The organism is Nocardia sp. NPDC050630, assembly GCF_044457245.1.
Taxonomy (GTDB): Bacteria; Actinomycetota; Actinomycetes; order Mycobacteriales; family Mycobacteriaceae; genus Nocardia.
Map to the genome: position 1 here is coordinate 1,106,632 of NZ_JBITGN010000001.1, position 16,990 is coordinate 1,123,621.

19 protein-coding genes and 1 pseudogene are annotated in these 16,990 nt (G+C 64.8%); 7 read left to right on the plus strand and 13 right to left on the minus strand.

Annotated features, from left to right (window positions below):
- Nucleotides 1-4: 4 nt before the first annotated feature.
- The 8 genes from ACIBG0_RS04765 to ACIBG0_RS04800 form a co-directional block, all read right to left on the minus strand.
- Nucleotides 5-1,225 (minus strand): cytochrome P450, encoded by a 1,221-nt coding sequence (locus ACIBG0_RS04765; protein WP_397029241.1) that lies wholly within the window; start codon nucleotides 1,223-1,225, stop codon nucleotides 5-7.
- 157 nt (nucleotides 1,226-1,382) lie between these two features.
- A complete protein-coding gene (locus ACIBG0_RS04770) occupies nucleotides 1,383-2,348 on the minus strand; it encodes a LysR family transcriptional regulator (protein WP_397029243.1) in 966 nt (321 codons plus the stop codon).
- Nucleotides 2,349-2,571: 223 nt separating this feature from the next.
- Nucleotides 2,572-4,890, minus strand: coding sequence for an ATP-binding protein (locus tag ACIBG0_RS04775; protein ID WP_397029245.1), 2,319 nt, complete (start codon nucleotides 4,888-4,890; stop codon nucleotides 2,572-2,574).
- 77 nt (nucleotides 4,891-4,967) lie between these two features.
- Entirely contained in the window at nucleotides 4,968-5,177 is a 210-nt protein-coding gene (locus ACIBG0_RS04780) for a hypothetical protein (protein WP_397029247.1), read from the minus strand.
- Nucleotides 5,178-5,196: 19 nt separating this feature from the next.
- Nucleotides 5,197-5,319 (minus strand): hypothetical protein, encoded by a 123-nt coding sequence (locus tag ACIBG0_RS04785; protein WP_397029249.1) that lies wholly within the window; start codon nucleotides 5,317-5,319, stop codon nucleotides 5,197-5,199.
- A complete protein-coding gene (locus ACIBG0_RS04790; protein WP_397029251.1) occupies nucleotides 5,316-5,699 on the minus strand; it encodes a 2Fe-2S iron-sulfur cluster-binding protein in 384 nt (127 codons plus the stop codon). The genes ACIBG0_RS04785 and ACIBG0_RS04790 overlap by 4 nt, the downstream gene beginning before the upstream one ends.
- A 53-nt stretch (nucleotides 5,700-5,752) precedes the next feature.
- Nucleotides 5,753-6,691 (minus strand): SDR family oxidoreductase, encoded by a 939-nt coding sequence (locus ACIBG0_RS04795; protein WP_397029253.1) that lies wholly within the window; start codon nucleotides 6,689-6,691, stop codon nucleotides 5,753-5,755.
- A 311-nt stretch (nucleotides 6,692-7,002) separates the two neighbouring features.
- Nucleotides 7,003-7,233, minus strand: coding sequence for a hypothetical protein (locus ACIBG0_RS04800; RefSeq protein WP_397029255.1), 231 nt, complete (start codon nucleotides 7,231-7,233; stop codon nucleotides 7,003-7,005).
- A 132-nt stretch (nucleotides 7,234-7,365) separates the two neighbouring features.
- Between ACIBG0_RS04800 and ACIBG0_RS04805 the strand changes: the two genes are divergently transcribed.
- The 7 genes from ACIBG0_RS04805 (at nucleotide 7,366) to ACIBG0_RS04835 (ending at nucleotide 13,768) form a co-directional block, all read left to right on the plus strand.
- Nucleotides 7,366-8,844: an aldehyde dehydrogenase gene (locus tag ACIBG0_RS04805; protein ID WP_397029257.1), complete on the plus strand. Its 1,479-nt coding sequence runs from the start codon at nucleotides 7,366-7,368 to the stop codon at nucleotides 8,842-8,844.
- 30 nt (nucleotides 8,845-8,874) lie between these two features.
- On the plus strand, nucleotides 8,875-9,243 hold the full coding sequence (locus ACIBG0_RS04810) for a nuclear transport factor 2 family protein (protein ID WP_397029259.1): 369 nt from the start codon (nucleotides 8,875-8,877) through the stop codon (nucleotides 9,241-9,243).
- 8 nt (nucleotides 9,244-9,251) lie between these two features.
- Nucleotides 9,252-10,262, plus strand: a complete 1,011-nt coding sequence (locus tag ACIBG0_RS04815; RefSeq protein ID WP_397029260.1) for a fumarylacetoacetate hydrolase family protein — start codon at nucleotides 9,252-9,254, stop codon at nucleotides 10,260-10,262.
- A gap of 8 nt (nucleotides 10,263-10,270) precedes the next feature.
- Nucleotides 10,271-11,476 carry a VOC family protein gene (locus tag ACIBG0_RS04820; protein WP_397029262.1) on the plus strand — a complete coding sequence of 402 codons (1,206 nt, stop codon included), beginning with the start codon at nucleotides 10,271-10,273 and terminating at the stop codon, nucleotides 11,474-11,476.
- 11 nt (nucleotides 11,477-11,487) lie between these two features.
- Nucleotides 11,488-12,270: an SDR family NAD(P)-dependent oxidoreductase gene (locus tag ACIBG0_RS04825; protein WP_397029264.1), complete on the plus strand. Its 783-nt coding sequence runs from the start codon at nucleotides 11,488-11,490 to the stop codon at nucleotides 12,268-12,270.
- Between the two features lie 52 nt (nucleotides 12,271-12,322).
- Nucleotides 12,323-13,030, plus strand: coding sequence for an alpha/beta fold hydrolase (locus ACIBG0_RS04830; protein WP_397029266.1), 708 nt, complete (start codon nucleotides 12,323-12,325; stop codon nucleotides 13,028-13,030).
- A 141-nt stretch (nucleotides 13,031-13,171) separates the two neighbouring features.
- Nucleotides 13,172-13,768 carry a choice-of-anchor K domain-containing protein gene (locus tag ACIBG0_RS04835; RefSeq protein ID WP_397029268.1) on the plus strand — a complete coding sequence of 199 codons (597 nt, stop codon included), beginning with the start codon at nucleotides 13,172-13,174 and terminating at the stop codon, nucleotides 13,766-13,768.
- Nucleotides 13,769-14,228: 460 nt separating this feature from the next.
- On the opposite strand, the gene ACIBG0_RS04840 is transcribed toward ACIBG0_RS04835, so the two are convergent.
- The 5 genes and pseudogenes from ACIBG0_RS04840 to ACIBG0_RS04860 all read right to left on the minus strand — a co-directional run bounded on the left by ACIBG0_RS04840 (nucleotide 14,229) and on the right by ACIBG0_RS04860 (nucleotide 16,884).
- The gene (locus ACIBG0_RS04840) at nucleotides 14,229-14,480 is read right to left on the minus strand and encodes a hypothetical protein (RefSeq protein WP_397029270.1); all 252 of its coding nucleotides are present in this window, start codon (nucleotides 14,478-14,480) and stop codon (nucleotides 14,229-14,231) included.
- Nucleotide 14,481: 1 nt separating this feature from the next.
- Nucleotides 14,482-15,153, minus strand: a complete 672-nt coding sequence (locus tag ACIBG0_RS04845; RefSeq protein WP_397029272.1) for a TNT domain-containing protein — start codon at nucleotides 15,151-15,153, stop codon at nucleotides 14,482-14,484.
- A gap of 186 nt (nucleotides 15,154-15,339) precedes the next feature.
- Nucleotides 15,340-15,612 (minus strand): recombinase family protein, encoded by a 273-nt coding sequence (locus ACIBG0_RS04850; RefSeq protein ID WP_397030202.1) that lies wholly within the window; start codon nucleotides 15,610-15,612, stop codon nucleotides 15,340-15,342.
- A 16-nt stretch (nucleotides 15,613-15,628) separates the two neighbouring features.
- A pseudogene (locus tag ACIBG0_RS04855) lies at nucleotides 15,629-15,808 on the minus strand (recombinase family protein); the annotation flags it as partial.
- A complete protein-coding gene (locus ACIBG0_RS04860; RefSeq protein WP_397029274.1) occupies nucleotides 15,772-16,884 on the minus strand; it encodes a glycosyltransferase in 1,113 nt (370 codons plus the stop codon). The pseudogene ACIBG0_RS04855 and the gene ACIBG0_RS04860, both read right to left, overlap by 37 nt.
- Nucleotides 16,885-16,990 lie beyond the last annotated feature (106 nt).

A 16,990-nucleotide genomic window follows, 5' to 3' on the forward strand; every position in this document is an offset into this window, starting at 1 on the left:
GCAGTCAATTTCCCTCCACCACACCGGGCGTGAATCGAACGGGTAGCCGACCCATGTGCACATAGTCACCGCCGCTGAACTCGTACTCGGGCTCCGCGATCTCCACCGTCAGGTCGGGCAGCCGCCGCAGCAGCTCCTCCAACGCGACGCGAAGTTCCATGCGCGCCAGTGCTGCGCCCGGACAGGTGTGCACGCCGGAGCCGAAGGTCAAGTGACGGTTGCGACCTCGATCCAGACGGAATTCACAGGGATCGGCGAACACCGCCGGATCCCGGTTGGCGGAGGCCCAGCCCAGATAGACATCACTGCCCTCGGGAATATCGATGCCGGCGAGCTGCGTATCCGCGGTCGCCCGGCGGAAGAAGCCGAAGAACGGGGGCCGCAGCCGGAGCGACTCCTCGACGGCGATCGGAATCAATCGCTTCGGATCCGCCGCGATTCGCGCGGAAATATCGTTGTCGCTGAATACATCATGGATGAGACTACTCATCGCCGAGGTGGTGGTGTGGTGTCCGGCACCGAGGAATCCGGTGAACAGCGCCACGTAGTCGTCGTCTTCCAGCGACCTGCCCTCCACCTCGATATTGGAGAGATATGTGAGGTAGTCGTCGCGTGGTGTGGTCTTCCTGTCGTGTACCTGGGCAAGGGTGATCTCGGCGAATTCGGTCTGGCGACGGCGGAATTCGGCGGGGTCGCCCTGCGCGCCGAACATAGCCGCGGCTCGATTTCGCACTTCCGCGACGAGTTCGTCCTCGATGCCGACGAGCCGGCAGATCGCTTCGGCGGGAATCGGCTCGGCCAACTCCTCGACCAGATCCGCCGTGCCGCGCTCGATGAAGCCATCGATGCGCTTGTTGATATCGGCCCTGACCAAAGGCTCCAGCACACTGACGATATGCGGTGTCACCGCCTGGTCGAAAAGCCTGCGCCACTCCTTGTGCTGCGGTTCATCCATTTCGAGTGCCGCAAACGAGTTGCGCGGCAATATCGGCCGCAGCACCTGCGGTTCGGACGAGAAGAGCTTGTGATCGCTGGTACCGCGTTTGACGACATCGTATTCCAGCAGAATGTGAAATCCGCCGTGTTCTTCGCTGTGCGCGACCGGGCACCGGCTGCGAGCCGCGTCGAAGAGTTCGAGGGAGCGCTTCGGGGTCGTGGTGTGCGAACTCAGTCGGCCGATTTCCTCGTCGAGCTGAGTCTCCGGAATGTCTTGCGAATCAATCATTGATTCCTCCATAGCGCGTGAATCAAGTCATAGGTCGGCCGCTGAATCAAGAATGTGAGGTATCCGCTTTTGTGTAAAGAACAGGAATTTCGGGTAAGCGATGCGCGTAGCGCATCGGATTGCGGCCCGTACGGTGTGATCGTGCTGTTCGTCGGTACTACGCCGACACCGGCCAGGCGGCAGGTACCGCGGTCCGGAGCACACGTTTCGGATCGCCTTCGGACGGCGAGCGATTGGATCGTGTCGACAACGGCGAGACACCGGCGACGAATTTCAGGAACCGCCGTGCGGCCTGGCCCCTCGGACCATGGCGGCGGACAACCGCTCCGTAACACCGGAAGGCGGTCGGGTCGCTGAGTGGGATGTTACCGACCGTGGACGCGTGTCCCGAGTGGGCGGCAGGCACGACGGCGACGCCCATTCCGGCCGCGACCAGGGCGTGCAGTGTGGAGAGTTCGGTGACCTCGATTTCGATCCGGGGGCTGAACCCCGCCTCCCGGCACAGCCGGTCGGTGACCTGACGCAGGCCGTACCCGGCCTTCAGTGCGATCATCGGCTCGTCCGCCACGTCCGCCATCGCGACGTGATCGCGGCCTTCGAACACATGGCCCGCGGGAACCCTCAGACACAGCGCCTCACGTCCGAGCGGTACCCACTCGAGATCGTCCGCGGCCGGCTCGGGAGCCACGAAGCCGATGTCGATTCGCCCCTGCCGCACGCTGTCGACTACGGAATCGCAAGCGCCGCCGTGCAATTCGAAGGAAGTGCTGGACGCGATCCCGCGGTACCGATTGAGCAGGTCTGGTATCAGCCAGCCGCCGAAGGAATGCGCGAACCCGAGCGACACCGAGCCTCGATCCGGATCGACCAAAGCGGCGATCCGCTGTTCCCCACGGTCGATCTCGTTCAGTGCTCGTAACGCGTGGGCCTGGAAGAGCTCGCCGTATTTGTTCAGCCGCAGCCGGTTCTGGTGGCGATCGAAAAGCTGCACTCCGAGCTTGCGCTCGAGCCGTGCCAACGCCCGGGACAGTGTCGGCTGGCTGATGTTCAGCCGGATCGACGCCTCCGTGATGTGCTCGGTCTCGGCCAGCGTTGTGAACCACTGGAGCTCGCGCAATTGCATGGTCAACCTACCTCGGGAAGGGACGCCGTCACTGGCGGATACCTACCGGTTGTCCAGCGCTGGAGACCCGATCATTGTGGGACCATCTCTCGACCTGAGCCTCGGGATGGGAACTCCACCTTCCCCCGGGAGCATGTCCGTGACATGCGGGCGAACACCTAAGCGCTACGCAATTGGGGATCTACGTAGCCTGTGACGTGGGACACCGTATCGGGGATGTGCGTCACGGCTTCTTGCCGAAGGCGGTGGCCGCCCACACACCGGCTTCGGTGCGGGAGCCGACGCTGAGCTTGGTCAGAATGTGCTCGACGTGAGCCTCCACCGTGCGCGGGGAGAGCACCAGCTTGCCGGCGATAGCGCGGTTGCTGAGACCCTCCGCCAGCAACGACGCCACCTCCCTTTCTCGGGGCGTCAGCAGCCCGGCCAAGGCCACCCCTTCCGCCTGATCCGCTGCGACGGTGGCGGCCGACCCCAACGCCAGGCGCATCCGTTGCCCGCGGTCGAGTCGGCGCCCGATCTCGTGATGGCGGGTGAACAGGTCCTGCCCGAGACGTTCCTGGGTGGCGGATTTGATCTCTCGATAGCGCGAGCCCAGCAGGCCCGGGACCTCGGTATCGACAATGGACAGCAGTTCCGCGACGACACCCAACAGCTTTGCCGCCTTCTTGGGATCGCCGGTGTCCAGCGCGATTCCGGCCATCAGATTGAGGACGACCGCACTGCCGAAATCGTCGTGGTAGTCCCATCGCAGTGTGAGACTCTGTTCGGCGTACTCCTCGGCGACAGCGAGGTCTTGGCGCGTCCACGCGTCGAATCCCAGCATCCACAGCGAGTAGGAGCGGCCCCACGTATCGCCCAGCCGCTCGCTTCGCTCGACAGCTTCCCGGCCGGCTGCCGCGGCTCCCTGATGATCTCCGGACAAGCTCCTGATCAATCCGAGTAGGAACAGGGTCATCAGCAGACCCTCGGCATCCGCGTGCTCGCGGTGCCCGGAGTAGGCCGCTTCGAGAGATGAGCGGCAGCCCTCGAAATCCCCGGCGACCATGGCGGTCAGGCCCGTCCACGTGGCGGCGCGCGCGGCCATGCGCGAATCGCCGAATCTCTGGGCTATCCCGTCGGCTTCGTCGAGAAAGTCTCGGGCAGTGCGCGTTTCGCCGTGCAGTGCCTCGAACCACCCCGCTGCCCACAGCGCGTTGCCACGCTCGACACAGGCGGTCGTGTCACTGGTGAGGGCTTGCTCCAGCCAGCGTCGACCTTCGCGGAGATGGCCGCTCATCCACGAGAAGCGGAGATTCGCCGCGAACTCGAGGGCGTCATGCGAATCCGGGGCCATGTGGAGGAGATCATCGAAAGCCAGCTCGAGGTTGGTGATATCGGACTCCCACCGCCGGACGATTTCGGGTTGGCCCGGGCCGAAGAAGTTTTCGGCGGCTCGGGCCGCCCAGGTTCGGTAGTACTCCGTGTGGGCACGGCGGGCGCGGCCGCAGTCTTCGCTGTCCCGGGCTTGCTCTCGAGCGAACTCGCGCAGCGTTTCCAGGAACCGGTAGCGCATACCATCCTGTGTCGTCTCGGTGAGGACGATGGACTTGGACACTAAGCCGTCGAGCGCGTCGAGAAGTTTGGTTCCTTCCAGTGGCGGGAGGCCACATACCGCCTGGATCGCGGGGAGATCGGCGCTGCCGCTGAACACGGCCATTCTCTCCCACAGCAGCTGTTCGGTCGGGGAGCACAGGTCATAGCTCCACCGCACCAGCGCGTCCAGGGACCGGTGGTGCGGTGCGGCGGTGGGATCGCCGGAGGTCAGCAGCGCGAATCGGTCGTCGATGTGGGCAAGCAGCTCCTGCACCGACAGCGACCGCAGCCGCACGGCGGCGAGTTCGATGGCCAGCGGCATTCCGTCCAGAGTGGCGCACAGCCTCGCGACCGCCGCCGTGGTGCGCGCGGTGATCTCGAATTGATCGTTGACGGCCCTCGCTCGGGCTTCCAGCATGGCCGCGGCCGGATATTCGCGCAGTTCGTCCGCGGTAACGTCGCGATGGCTCGGAGGGATCGCCAGCGGGCGGACGACGATCACACGTTCGCCCCTGATTCCCAATGGCTCTCTGCTGGTTGTCAAAACCCGTAGCGCGGCGGACGCGGCGAGGAGCGCGGACAGCAGTCGCCGGCATCCGGGCAGGACATGCTCGCAATTGTCCAGTATCAACAGCATCGAGCGTTCGGCTACGTGCCGGCAGAGCTGTTCTTCGGCATCCACGGTGGCCAGGGCGCTCAGCCCGAGCTGGGTCACCACGGCCTCGGCGACGGTGTCCGAACTGCGTTGCGCACCAAGCTCGACGAACCAGGTGCCATCCCGGAATGCCCGCTCGAGTGTGGCGGACAACGCCGCGGACAACGTGGTCTTGCCCACGCCACCGGGTCCGGTGAGTGTCACGAGGCGGGTAGCGGAAAACAATTCACGTGCGCTCGCCAGCTCGCGCTGGCGCCCGAACAATTCGGCTGGTGGTGGCGCCAGTGCGCGAGCACGAGATACTTGCTTGCTCATCCCGGCCATTGTGCTCCAGCGCCAAACTGGTCGTCATGGATTTCTCCGGGCGGGCGAACCAGCGGGCCGCGGCAATGTCAGTTCCAGGCCACCGGCAGCGCGGTGAGCCCGCGGAACACCCAGCCGAACCATGCCTCGTCACGACGCGAATCCACGTGCAGCCTGGTGACCTCCCACGTGGCGTGCCGCGCCGTCGAAGCGAACCAAGAGACGTTCAGCGCGAATGTCACCACCGGAGCCACCGCGCCGATGGCCAGGGCAGTGGGCTCGCAGCCGATGGTGAACAAGGACGATCCAGGTACTGGTTCAGCGCGGGGACCCGGGCGATTCGTCGAGCAGACGCCGGTAGGTGGGGTAGGGGGCGGTCAGCATCGCGGCGGGATCGACCCAGTCGGCGGTGGGGACTGCGGAAGTCGACTTCGTTGTCATGAAGAGCTCCTCGAGGAAGGGCGGATTCTCGATGGGGTGCCACGGAGGCCTGCGCGAAGGCCTCGAGACTGAACGCCGGATCGCTCAGTTGGCGGATCGGTGCCGATCAGCAGTTGGCACCCCAGGCGGCTGCGCTGACCGTCACGCGGGCTGGCGGTGCACTGGAGCATCTCCTCCTCGTCCTCGCCGATGGGCGGCAGTCTGTCCACGTAGGGCTCGCGCACGAGGACATGGCAGGTCGCGCACATCGCCTGCCCGCCACACTCACCGACTATGCCGGTGACGCCGTTGTGTACGGCCGCGTGCATCACGCTGACGCCGGCCTGGGTCTCGACGATGTCGGTATCGCCTCCGACGTGGTGAAAGATGATCTTGTGCAATGGAGCTCTCCTGGTCGGCCGACAAGCTCGGTTTGCGTGAATGCGCGTGCTCGCTACGAGAGCGCGCCGATCTCGTCGTAGCGCCGGGTCTTCACGCGCTCCATCACGGTGCGCAGCGATTCGGGCTCACGCCCGGTGATCAGCTTCACGTGGTGCGACAGCAAGGCCTGGTATCCCTCGGCCACCGCGACTTCGGCGGAAACCAGTTCATCGCTGGCCCACATGTGCCCGTCGGGGCTGGGCGGCATGCTCGGGTCGTAGGTGCGGGGAATGCCGACGGAGTCGAAGAAGGCCAGCCGCTCGTCAGCCGTCACTCGCTCGTATTTGATCGGAACGCCGAAGACCTCCGAGCCGAGTCGCGCGATGTTCTCGAAATTGAACAGCTCCGGGCCGGTGATTTCATACACGGCACCCGCATGCCGGCCGGGTTCCACCAGGCATGCGGCGGCGCAGTTGGCCACATCGCTTTTCGCCACCGGCGCCAGGTATCCATCTCCGGTGGCCTGGGCCATCACTCCGGCTTGCGCGGCGGGCGCGACCAGTATTTGGCTGACGATTTCGGAGTAGAGGGAACTGCGCAGAATGGTGTGCGCGATGCCCGAGTCGCGGAGGTCGATCTCGGTTTGACAGTGGTCCTTCGCCGACAGCGCCGGATTGGTGGGGTGCACGCCGCCCACCGAGGTGTACACAATGTGGCGGATGCCCGCCCGCTGTGCCGCGTTGATGGCATTGAGATGTTCGGGAACTCGCCGTCCGAGGTTGAGCCCACTGATCAAGAACAGGACGTCTCCGCCGCGGTAGGCGGCGTCCAGTAAGTCAGGTTCCTGGTAGTCGCCGCGTCGGACGTGGATCCCTTCCGTCTGGCGCTGTGCGAGCTTGTCCGGGGTGCGGGTCACGAGCGTCAACTCGTGGCGTCGGTTCGCGTTCGAGAGCAGAGCGGTGACCCGCCGCCCCAGGTCGCCCGAGGCTCCGCTGATAACAATCCGACTCATTGAGTTTCTCCTGTCGATTTTGGTCCGGGCTCGGGTAGTGAACGATCCGAGGCGGTGCGATGTAGTGGGCTGCAATCGCGTTCGCGATCACGTCCGATTGGGGTGTGGCGGGGAATGTCTCGGTGGGTCCTCGGGTCGCTCCCAGCCGACCTGAAGCAGGTAGGTATCGAGGTGATCACATTGCGGATCAGTTCGGCGAAAACGCATCCCGACGACTGCAGCAGCAGGTGCCGGACTCTGGCGAAATCCGTTGTGAGCCGTGGCTGTCGCCGGACCGGACACGGAGTTCGGTGTGCCCGTAGATCATGAGGTCACATCCAGATCCGCTCGTTTGGGTGTTGCCGACCCACGATGCCGTGATCGAGATCACGCAGTGGGCGGAAGTCAGAATGCGGATTCGCCATGGGGCGTGTAAAGGTCAAGAAGTTCAGGTCGACGATGCGCTGACCGCATAAGAAGCGTGCTCGGTGCGTGAATTCCTTTATCCCGCCGCGCTTGCGCACTCGGCCTCGGCTGTCGTCATGAAATGGCAGATCATGCATGCGATGCATGGTCTGACCGAAATTCCTGGCCTTTACGTGTCATTGATGCGATACGCATGCTTGCTACAACGGAATTCGCCGCACCACGCAAATTCACCCCATCGCCTCTGATGACAAATCCAGGAGGACCACATGTCCCTCATTGCCGAGCGACACACCGACCTCGACCGCACGCGGTTCTTCATCGACGGGGAGTGGGCCGAGCCTCGGAGCAGCCGCACCTACCGCGTGGTCGAGGCGGCGACCGGGGAGGGGCTCGGTATCGCCGCGCTGGGTGGCGAGGACGATACCGACGCCGCGGTCCGGGCTGCTCGCACCGCTCTCGATCACGGGTCCTGGGGTCGCGCGTCGGCGGCCGAGCGTGCGGCGGCGATGCGGCGGTTCGCCGATGCGCTGGAGCGGCGCGCCGATCACACCTCCACCTTGGTGACGCGTGAGAACGGTATGCCCATTCAGTTCTCGCAGCAGGTGAACGGTGGCCTGCCGGCCGTGTTGCTGCGGATCTATGCGGAGGTGGTCGAGAAGCTTCCACTGGAGGAGGTGCGGCCGAGTCCGAAGGGGTCGACGATCCTGCGGCGGGAGCCGGTTGGTGTGGTGGGCGCGATTACGCCGTGGAATTTTCCGCAGGCGTTGGCGATGTTCAAGGTGGCGCCCGCGCTTGCCGCGGGGTGCACGGTGGTGTTGAAGCCGTCGCCGGAGACGGCGCTGGATGCGTATGTACTGGCGGAAGCGGGGCTCGAGGCCGGGCTGCCCGCGGGGGTGCTGAATATCGTTGCCGGTGACCGTGATTCGGGAGCGGCGCTCGTCTCCCATCCCCTGGTCGACAAGATCGCGTTCACGGGCTCCACCGCGGCCGGAAGGATCATCGGTGGCGAGTGCGGGCGATTGCTTCGGCGCCACACCCTGGAACTGGGCGGGAAGTCCGCGGCGATCTTCCTCGACGATGGGGACATCGACACCTTGCTCGCGGGTCTCGGTGGCGCTTCGTTCCTCAACAACAGCCAGACGTGCACGACGCAGTCGCGGATTCTCGTGGCCCGTTCGAGGTACGAGGAGGTCATCGACGCGGTGGCCGGTTATGCGTCCGCCATGAACATCGGAAATCCGCTCGATCCGGCTGTGACCTTAGGGCCGATGGCGACCAGCGCACAGTTGGACCGGGTTCTGGGCTACATCGACATCGCGAAGAAATCGAATGCCCGGCTGGTCACCGGTGGTGGCCGTCCGGCCGGTCTGGATCGGGGCTGGTTCGTCGAGCCGACCGTATTCGCCGATGTGGACAACAACGATTTACTCGCTCGTGAAGAGGTTTTCGGTCCGGTGATCGCACTGCTGCCGTTCGACACCGATGAGGAGGCGGTGCGGATCGCCAACGACAGCGACTATGGGCTCGCGGGTTCGGTGTGGAGCGCGGACGAGGACCGCGCGCTCGAAATCGCCGGGCGGGTGCGCACCGGCACGATCGGCCTCAACTATTACGAGCTCGACCTGGGCACACCCTTCGGCGGCATGAAGTCCTCCGGCGTCGGCCGTGAGCTCGGGCCGGAGGGAATCGACGCGTACCTCGAATACAAGGCTGTATACGCATCCAAGAAATACCTGTCGGCCTGACCAGTGTGAATGCCGGAAAGGATATGGAATATGAGTGATCCCGTTGCCGTGGTGCGTGCGTATTTCGACGCCGTCGCGGCCGGTGACCCGAGTGCCGTGGGAGCGCTTTTCGCGCCGGACGCGGAATTGCACAATGCGGCGGGCACGCTTCGGGGAGCGGAAGCGATTACGAGGATGTACGAGGGCGGTCTCCGGCCTGGCGCCATGAAGCCCAGCCCCGGACCCCTGGTGGTCGACGGTGAACGGGTCGCGGTCGAGATCGATCTGAACGCCGACGGGAAGCTTATGAAGCTCGGGGACTTCTTCACGATTCGCGAGGGAAAAATTCATTGCCTCGCGATCTACAGCCTCAATCCGGTAAACCCGAAGTTCTTCGACGCTGCTGAAGAGAATTCGTGAGGAGAATAATGAAGATTGCAGTCTTTGGACCTGCTCGCAGGGTCGGTCTCGTCCATGAAGGATCCATCGTCGATATCAACGGTGCGTATGCAAAGTATTTGGCCGAGACGTCCGATACCGCGCGGCCACAGGCCTGTGCCGCGGCGGAGGTCCCGGCTTCGCTGAACGACTTCATCGAGGAAGGCGACCGGGCTCTCGACGGCGCGAGAAACGCTCTGGAGTATCTCTTCTCCAAGGCGCATGACGATCGCGGGGTGTCGGGAGAGCGACTTCGCTACGAGACGGATGAAGTCATCCTGCACGCACCAGTGGAGGGCCGGTCGCGGATCTTCGCCGCGCTGGCCAACTTCGCTGACCACATGGACAGCGCCGCACAGAATTCCAGCTCCGAGGATCAGGCCGAGACGCTCCAGCGGCTCACGTCGGGCGGTCCGAAGTTCTTCTTGAAGGACTCGCGGGCGGTGTCCGCCGACGGGCAGCCCCTACGCTATCCGAGGCGAACCCAGCGGCTGGACTACGAGGCCGAAGTAGCGGCCGTGATCGGCAAACGTGGCCGTGACATCCCCGGCGGTGAATTCCGTTCATACATCTGGGGTTACACCTTGCACAACGACTGGTCCGTGCGCGACAACGTCTCCTTCGGCCCGGACTTCCTGTATTCGAAGAACTTCGACACCTCGGCGACCGTCGGGCCCTGGATCGTCGTGGACGAGGACATCGACCCGCAGAACATCCCGCTCGAATGCCGTGTCAACGGCGAAGTCAGACAGTACGGCAACACCGGCTCCATGGTGCACAGCTTCGCCGCATTGGGCGAATACCTGTCCGCCGACACGACTTTGTGGCCCGGCGATCTGATCAGTAGCGGTACTCCGAAGGGCACGGCCGTCGATTCCAGCAAGCAACTGCCCGATGGAACGCTCCCGGACACGCTCTTCGTGAAGCCGGGTGACGTCGTGGAGATCTCCTCCAGCCTCATCGGATCCATCCGCAACAAGATCGTCGCGCCCACCGAATGAAGGAAGTCATGGCCACAGGGCAATTCCCGGTCGGCGGGGTTCTCTACGATCGCCCGTTCAAGATCCGCCGACTCAATCATTTCGGCATCAGCGTGGATGACACCGCCCGCGCGCTCGCCTTCTATCGAGATGTGCTCGGATTCTCCGTCTCCGACAAGATCGATCTGAAGATCGTCGAGCCAGGGGAGTGGATGGACGGTGTTCCGGATACACACATCTATTTCCTCCGCCACAACAGCGACCATCACACCTTTGTGTTGATGCCGCGTCCGTGGATCGACCAGACCGCCTCCTCGCCGCGTTCCGATATCACCATCAACCAAATCACCTGGCAGGTCGGCAGTCTGCGGGAGGTGGTCGAAGCCCGGGCGTGGCTCGAGTCGACCGGAACCAAGATCAGCCGGTACGGCCGCGATCCCGGATCCAATTGGCACACTTACTTTCCCGAGCCCACCGGGCACATCAACGAGCTCGAGTACGGTATCGAGCAGGTGGGCTGGGACGGGTTGAGCAAGCCGGAGGCGATGTGGCCCTGGGGGATTGGGCACCCGCCGCTGCCGACCAGTTCAGAGAGCACCGAGATGGCGGTGGCCGCGGTCAAGGGCATCGACTTGAACTCCGGTCACCGGTGGGTCGACGAATTGCCGAAAACCCATGATGTGGGCGGGGTGCTGCTGTCGCGGCCGTTCAAGGCCGTTCGGATCGGACCGGTCAGCATCTTCGTCGAGGACGTCGCGGCGAGCGAGCGCTACTACATCGAAACCCTCGGTCTCTTGCCGAGCGAGGAGACCACAGTCCTCGGCCATCGCGTCGTCTTCTTGCGAGCGAACACCGAACATCACAGCATCGGCCTGTTCCCGCTGGAACTCCGTGCGGCACTGGGGCTCAGCGATAACACCACGCTGCTCTCCTTCGGCGTGCAGGTCGGCTCCTACGAGCAGTTGCGCGCGGCGCGGACCTACCTGCTCGAGCGCTGCGTCACGCTGCTGGACCTGCCGCCCGAGATCCACCCCGGTATCGATTACGTCGTTCACGCCGTCGACCCCGAGGGACATGTGATGCAGCTGTACTACTACATGGAGCAGATCGGCTGGGACGGCAAGCCCCGGCCGTCGGATCAGCGCCGCCGGGTTGAGCCCGGTGTCTGGCCCGAGACCCTGCCCGCGTTGCCCGATACCTATGCGGGCGAAACCTTCTGGGGGCCACTGGGATGACCGACAGTATTGTGAACGAAAGAACTGCGGTCGTCACCGGGGGAGCCCAGGGTTTGGGCGCAGCCATCGCATCACACCTCGCCCGGGACCGGTTCGCGGTCGCGCTCCTGGACATGCAGGAGGATGCCCTACAGCGCACGAAGAAGAGTATCGAGACCCGGTTCCGTGACGCCCGCGTTTTCGCCGCCGCCGTCGATCTGTCCCGACCGGACGACGTCGAGCGAGTGTTCCAGGAGATCGACTCCGAGTTCGGCAGGATCGATGTGCTGGTGAACACTGCGGGAGGGAGCGGGACCGTCGCGGTACGCGAGATCGAGGACTTGCCGCCGGATATCTGGAACAGCGTCATCGGCAATAATCTGACGAGCGCGTTCCTGTGCGCCAAGTACGCCGTTCCGATCATGCGGCGCAAGGGCTTCGGCCGCATCGTCAACTTCTCCTCGGCCGTGGCCAATGGCCTCGCGGGTCCATCGGGGACGGTGGGTGCGCTCCTGCCGTACGCCGCCTCGAAGGCCGCCGTCAATGGCTTCACCAAGCAGCTCGCCAAAGACCTCGGCGGAAGCGGCATCACCGTGAACGCGATTTCCCCGGGACTGATCCTGCCGGAGGAGGGCCGGGTCCGGGCGACGTTCGACGCGTTGCCCGCCGAGGCCCGAGCCGCCACCGAGGCGGCGATTCCGGTCCGGCGCACCGGCACGACGGACGAAATCGCCGCAGCTGTTGGATATTTGGTTTCCGAGGATGCCGGGTTCACTTCGGGTTCCGTGCTGAGCGTCGACGGCGCCGCGTCCTGATTTCACCAGTCGCCGCCGCGAGGCGAGCGACGTCGCGAGAAGGGATTCAAGAATGCTCCCGTACCCGTTGGTCCTGCTGCCCGCGCTCGGCGCGGATTCCCGGTTGTGGGAACCGGTCATCGAGCGGCTCGGGGATATTGTCGAGTCGACCGTGGTGGCGCATGCCGGAGACTCCGTCGAGTCGATCGCCGACAATGTGCTCGCGCAGGCACCGGATCGGTTCTATCTGGCGGGACTGTCCATGGGCGGTTATGTCGCACTCGACATCGCGCTGCGGCGGACCGGTCGGCTCGCGGGGCTGGCGCTGGTCAACACCTCGGCACGCGCGGCCTCGCCCGAACGGCGGGCCAGCGGGGAGGGCATGATCGAGTTGGCGGAGGCCGGTCGTTACGACATCGCGGTCGAACGATTGGCGGGCGCTGTGGCGCCGCCGGGGCGAGGCGATGTGGTCGCGCTCGCCGCCGCCATGGCTGGTGATCTCGGGGCCGCCGCGTTCCGCGACCAACAGCGCGCCGCTCTGGACCGGCACGACCGTCGGCCAGCGCTGTCGTGGATCGATACTCCGACGGTGGTGGTCTGCGGTACGGCCGATGGCGTGACGCCGCTCGAGCACAGTGCCGAACTCGCGGAGGGGATTCCTGACGCGGAGTTGATCATCATTGAAGGCTGCGGGCATTTCTCGGCTGTCGAAGAGCCGGCGCGGATCGCGGAGATTCTCCGGACACGACTACTGCGGGTCGACCCACCCACCGCGCGGTAGCACCCGGAAGGTATTTCGCCATCCACTTCGCGAGGAATCACAGCACTTACATGTTCTCCAAAGGCTTGGTCGCCAACCGCGGCACGATCGCCATTCGCGCTTCCGCGCCGTCGATCTTCTTTCCATCCCCGACTTGATGCGATGGGAGGGAACGTCGAGACCGATACCAAGCGCGGCGGCCACTGCCCGCCGGACATCTACACGCTTCCGACGGGGTCTCCACGTCGGGGACAGATTGTCGGCCTCACCGACGTCGACGCGCGCCTGGACGGCAAGGATTTCAATCTGGGCATCTTCGCCCACTACAACAACCGGGTTACCCTGAAACACAATCAGTTCTCGGTGTTCTTGAAGGTCACGGTGGACTTCCAGGATGAAGGGTTCGACCGTACGTTCACCCTGCGTTTCCGCCACAACGAGACGCCCAACCAACCCGGGGACGTGGACGATGTGATCAAGCTGCCGATCGTCCACGAGGACGACATCGTGCGCGTCGATGGTGCCGGATATCAAGTGACGATCAGCGGTTTCCGGGACCACGGGGGCTGGGGCAGGTGCAGTCGCAGTTCGCCAACCCCGAGGGTGCGATCAAGAGAGTGTGGCTTGTTGCCCGGTTCGAGCCGATCAGCGAGCCGGGTTCCTGAACCACGGCATAGGACGTCACCCCTCCGCGTCGAGCCCTCGTGGAGTAGGCGTGGGAGATCGACTACGTCGGTGAATAATCGGTGGGGGGCGTGATCCGATTGGCAGCCGCTGGAAGGGTCGATATCGCGAACTGACCGAGTGTCCGTCATGCACTGCCGATTTCACGCATCCAGCCTGTCGAGGCGGCGGTGATGTCATTAAAGCCGCGCCGACGACCGTAGGTGGGGACTGCGGCCTTCGGCAAGTCATGTCGGTGTTCTTCCCGGCGGCGGGCAAGAAGTCGACGAGAAGTGAAGGCGCAGTGATCCCGCCATGTAATTCGATTGTTGCGGTAGTTATTTCAGTGAGAGTCGCGGGTACCGGTGCTCGGCAGCACACGCGAAGTATGGGCAACTGAAAGACGCCTGGTCATCGTGGGTACCTACCCGGTCTGACGATTGCGCTGCGCCCGCACCGATCGGTTCACCGTTCCTGTATTCGTCGTGTCCAGGGCGGGGCATGTCGAACATGTGAACAGGATGACCTGCGGTTTTCGGGTGGTGAGCAGTGTGGTTCAGGGTGGGGCGTCGTGCCCGGTGAGGGTGCGGTACAGCCACGCCGAGGCGGCTGATTCGGTGCCGAAGCGTTCGCGCACCTCGTATTTCCCGCGTTCGAATGCGCCGACCTCCCAGTCGCCGCCGGAACCCGCGCGCAGGAACCAGAAATCGGTGGGGAGGGGGTCATGGGTGTGTGTGCCGGGAATCTGGAAGGATTCCGGCGGCAGTCCGGCCGCGAGCAAGGCGGCGCCGAGTTGCTCTCGATCCATATCAGACCGGCCTTTCTTCGACGAGGTATCCGTTCTGCAGCAGCCAGGTGACACTCAGCGCCGATCCGGCCTTCGGCAGGTAGGCGACCTGTAGCAGGAATTGGGTTCCGCCGCCGGGCTGCTCGAACCACCCGGCAATCGGGCCCGCCTCGACCTTGAACGGCTTCAGCACACAATAGAGGTGGTAGTTGCTCTGTGGTGTACCCGTGGGTGTGTTCAGGTTCTGCGGTGGCAGCGCCCGCGCGGAGAACTGGTCACCCGCCGGGGCGAGGAAACGTCCACCGGCGTAGCCGAATCGGTCGATCCGCTTACCGGGCGGCAGCTCCTGCGGGTGCCGCACGGCCTGGCCGCCGATGACCTGGAATCCGTCGTCGGGTGGATAGACCCAGCCGGAGTCGTTGCGGTACTTGGCCACGAAGTCGTCCACGCTCAATGCCCCGAACCTTTGATACCCGACCAGCAGCGGCTGCACCGGCGGTCCCTCCGGCAGCGGATCCGGCCCTAGGTACTGCCTGTTCGGGTCGTAGAAGCTCATTGTCGGTGGCGCGTCGTACGGAGTTCCGGGATTACAGAACGACTGCGCGGGCCCCGGCTGCGCGTACACCGGCAGTGGCGGACCCACCAGCAGGAGCAGTGAGGCAAAGATCGCGGTGACAATGGACCGGTAGCGCACGATACCCCCAAGCTGTTGAAAGTAGTTGCGGCCCAAAGAATAACGCGACCGTCCCACGCCGTGGGTCGAGTTCATCGGTTCTGGGCGCGTCGCACTCGGACGCGCCGTCCAGCTGTCGAATCGCTCCCCGCTGTTATCGTGCGTGCCTGCGCCGAAGACCGCAGCGCTTGTCAGCGTGCTGGCGGCTCAGGTTGTCGTGGGTCGGGTGACACCGAACTCGGCGGCGATCTGCGCGACGGTGTAACGGCGCTTACCTCGTTCGTCGATTTCGTCGTACGTCTGCCGCGCCAGAAAGGCCTGCCGCGGACCGAGTTTCGGTTTCTGCCCGCCGGTGCGCCCGCGAGCACGTGCGCCCGCTAGCGTGTCGCGGGTGCGCTCCGACATCAGGGCGTGCTCGAATTCCCTGATGGCACCGAGGATCTGGAAAAACATGCGCCTGACCGCAGTTGACGTGTCGATCCCCTGATCCGATCACGACCAGATCCACCTTACGCTCGGCGAGATCCCGCGACAGGTCGATCAGATGCTCGAGAGTGCGCCCGAGCCGATCCAGCTTGTTGACCATCAGTTGGTCCCCGGGCCGGTTCGCGATCGCCTCCGGGTTCCCCCGGTCATCGGTCAGGAGTGTCGCAGGGGCGGCCGGTTGTTGCCCAATGCGAGGACATGGGCTGCGACCTCGTCGATGGCAGGCATGGTGGCCACCTCGGCCGCGACAGCGCGGGCAGCGTCGGCGAGGCGCGCGTCGGTGATCAAGGTGTGCAGGTGCGCCGCGGTGATCGTTCTTCCCGGCACCGCGATACCTGCTCCGCGGCGCTGCACCGATACCGCGTTCCACCTGCGGTCGCCTGGGGCGGGGGTTGCCAGCTGTGGGATTCCGGCGCGCAGAGCCGCATACACCGAGCCGGCGCCGCCGTGGTTGACCATAGCGGTGCAGGTCGGGAGCACGGCGTGCAGCGCGATCCACCCGACAGTTCGGACGTTGCCGGGAAGATTGGTAGCGCGCATGACTGTTCGGTTTGGGCGGACGATAACGATATCGGCGTCGACGTCGGGCGCGGCCCGTAGCACCGATCGGAGCATCGCGTCGGGGCCGTCGCCGAGCATGGTGCTTCGGGTTACGACGATGCGCGGTCGGCGGGGGGAGTCGAGGAGGAATCGTGGCGTGGCTGCGCCCGGTGTCGAATACGGGATGTATCGCAGGGGCCAACCCGGGACAGAGACGATGCTGGGCGGTGCGATCGACAGGGTGGCCGTGCTCGCGGGAATGTCGGCACCGCCGAGCAGCCGCAACAATTCCCGTCGAATAACGGTGCCGTCGTCCAGCGCGATATTGTGCAGCACTGTGGGGACGCCGAGGTGGGCCGCGGCGATGGCCGCGGCCGACGCGAAGGGTTCGTGCACCACGATGTCGGGTGCGAATCGGGTCGCCACTCGAATGAGCCTGTCGATCATCGGTTTGTTGGTGACGGCGAACACGTGGGCGCCGCCGCGAGCGTCGGCCATTCCCGCCGCGGATCGCAGTGCGAGGACGGGGTGCAAGCCCAATCCCTGCGCGACGGCACGGATGTGGCCGATGCGCGGTGCGACGTCGACAACCGGGACATCGGCGGAAACCGCCGTCGCGGCATCGCCGCCGGTTGCTATCAGCACCCGGTGCCCCTCCGCACGCAGATGCATAGCAAGAGGCATCATCGGGAACAGATGCCCGATCAGCGGTGTCGCTACGAACATCACCCGCATCGGACTGCCGCCCCTCCGGGGCCGACCGTGCCGGCGTTTGTCGGTGACGCTGCCGCTGCGACAACGCGTTGAAGTCCTTGTAGAAACTCCATCCTGT

Bases quoted from the DNA above. Each gene is read 5' to 3' on its own strand.
- ACIBG0_RS04835 (WP_397029268.1), top strand. From the start codon at position 13,172: ATGGGAGGGAACGTCGAGACCGATACCAAGCGCGGCGGCCACTGCCCG.
- ACIBG0_RS04800 (WP_397029255.1), bottom strand. From the start codon at position 7,233: ATGCATGATCTGCCATTTCATGACGACAGCCGAGGCCGAGTGCGCAAG.
- ACIBG0_RS04840 (WP_397029270.1), bottom strand. From the start codon at position 14,480: ATGGATCGAGAGCAACTCGGCGCCGCCTTGCTCGCGGCCGGACTGCCG.
- ACIBG0_RS04810 (WP_397029259.1), top strand. From the start codon at position 8,875: ATGAGTGATCCCGTTGCCGTGGTGCGTGCGTATTTCGACGCCGTCGCG.
- ACIBG0_RS04765 (WP_397029241.1), bottom strand. From the start codon at position 1,225: ATGATTGATTCGCAAGACATTCCGGAGACTCAGCTCGACGAGGAAATC.
- ACIBG0_RS04860 (WP_397029274.1), bottom strand. From the start codon at position 16,884: ATGTTCGTAGCGACACCGCTGATCGGGCATCTGTTCCCGATGATGCCT.
- ACIBG0_RS04785 (WP_397029249.1), bottom strand. From the start codon at position 5,319: ATGACAACGAAGTCGACTTCCGCAGTCCCCACCGCCGACTGGGTCGAT.
- ACIBG0_RS04815 (WP_397029260.1), top strand. From the start codon at position 9,252: ATGAAGATTGCAGTCTTTGGACCTGCTCGCAGGGTCGGTCTCGTCCAT.
- ACIBG0_RS04795 (WP_397029253.1), bottom strand. From the start codon at position 6,691: ATGAGTCGGATTGTTATCAGCGGAGCCTCGGGCGACCTGGGGCGGCGG.
- ACIBG0_RS04820 (WP_397029262.1), top strand. From the start codon at position 10,271: ATGGCCACAGGGCAATTCCCGGTCGGCGGGGTTCTCTACGATCGCCCG.
- ACIBG0_RS04805 (WP_397029257.1), top strand. From the start codon at position 7,366: ATGTCCCTCATTGCCGAGCGACACACCGACCTCGACCGCACGCGGTTC.
- ACIBG0_RS04770 (WP_397029243.1), bottom strand. From the start codon at position 2,348: ATGCAATTGCGCGAGCTCCAGTGGTTCACAACGCTGGCCGAGACCGAG.
- ACIBG0_RS04830 (WP_397029266.1), top strand. From the start codon at position 12,323: ATGCTCCCGTACCCGTTGGTCCTGCTGCCCGCGCTCGGCGCGGATTCC.
- ACIBG0_RS04775 (WP_397029245.1), bottom strand. From the start codon at position 4,890: ATGAGCAAGCAAGTATCTCGTGCTCGCGCACTGGCGCCACCACCAGCC.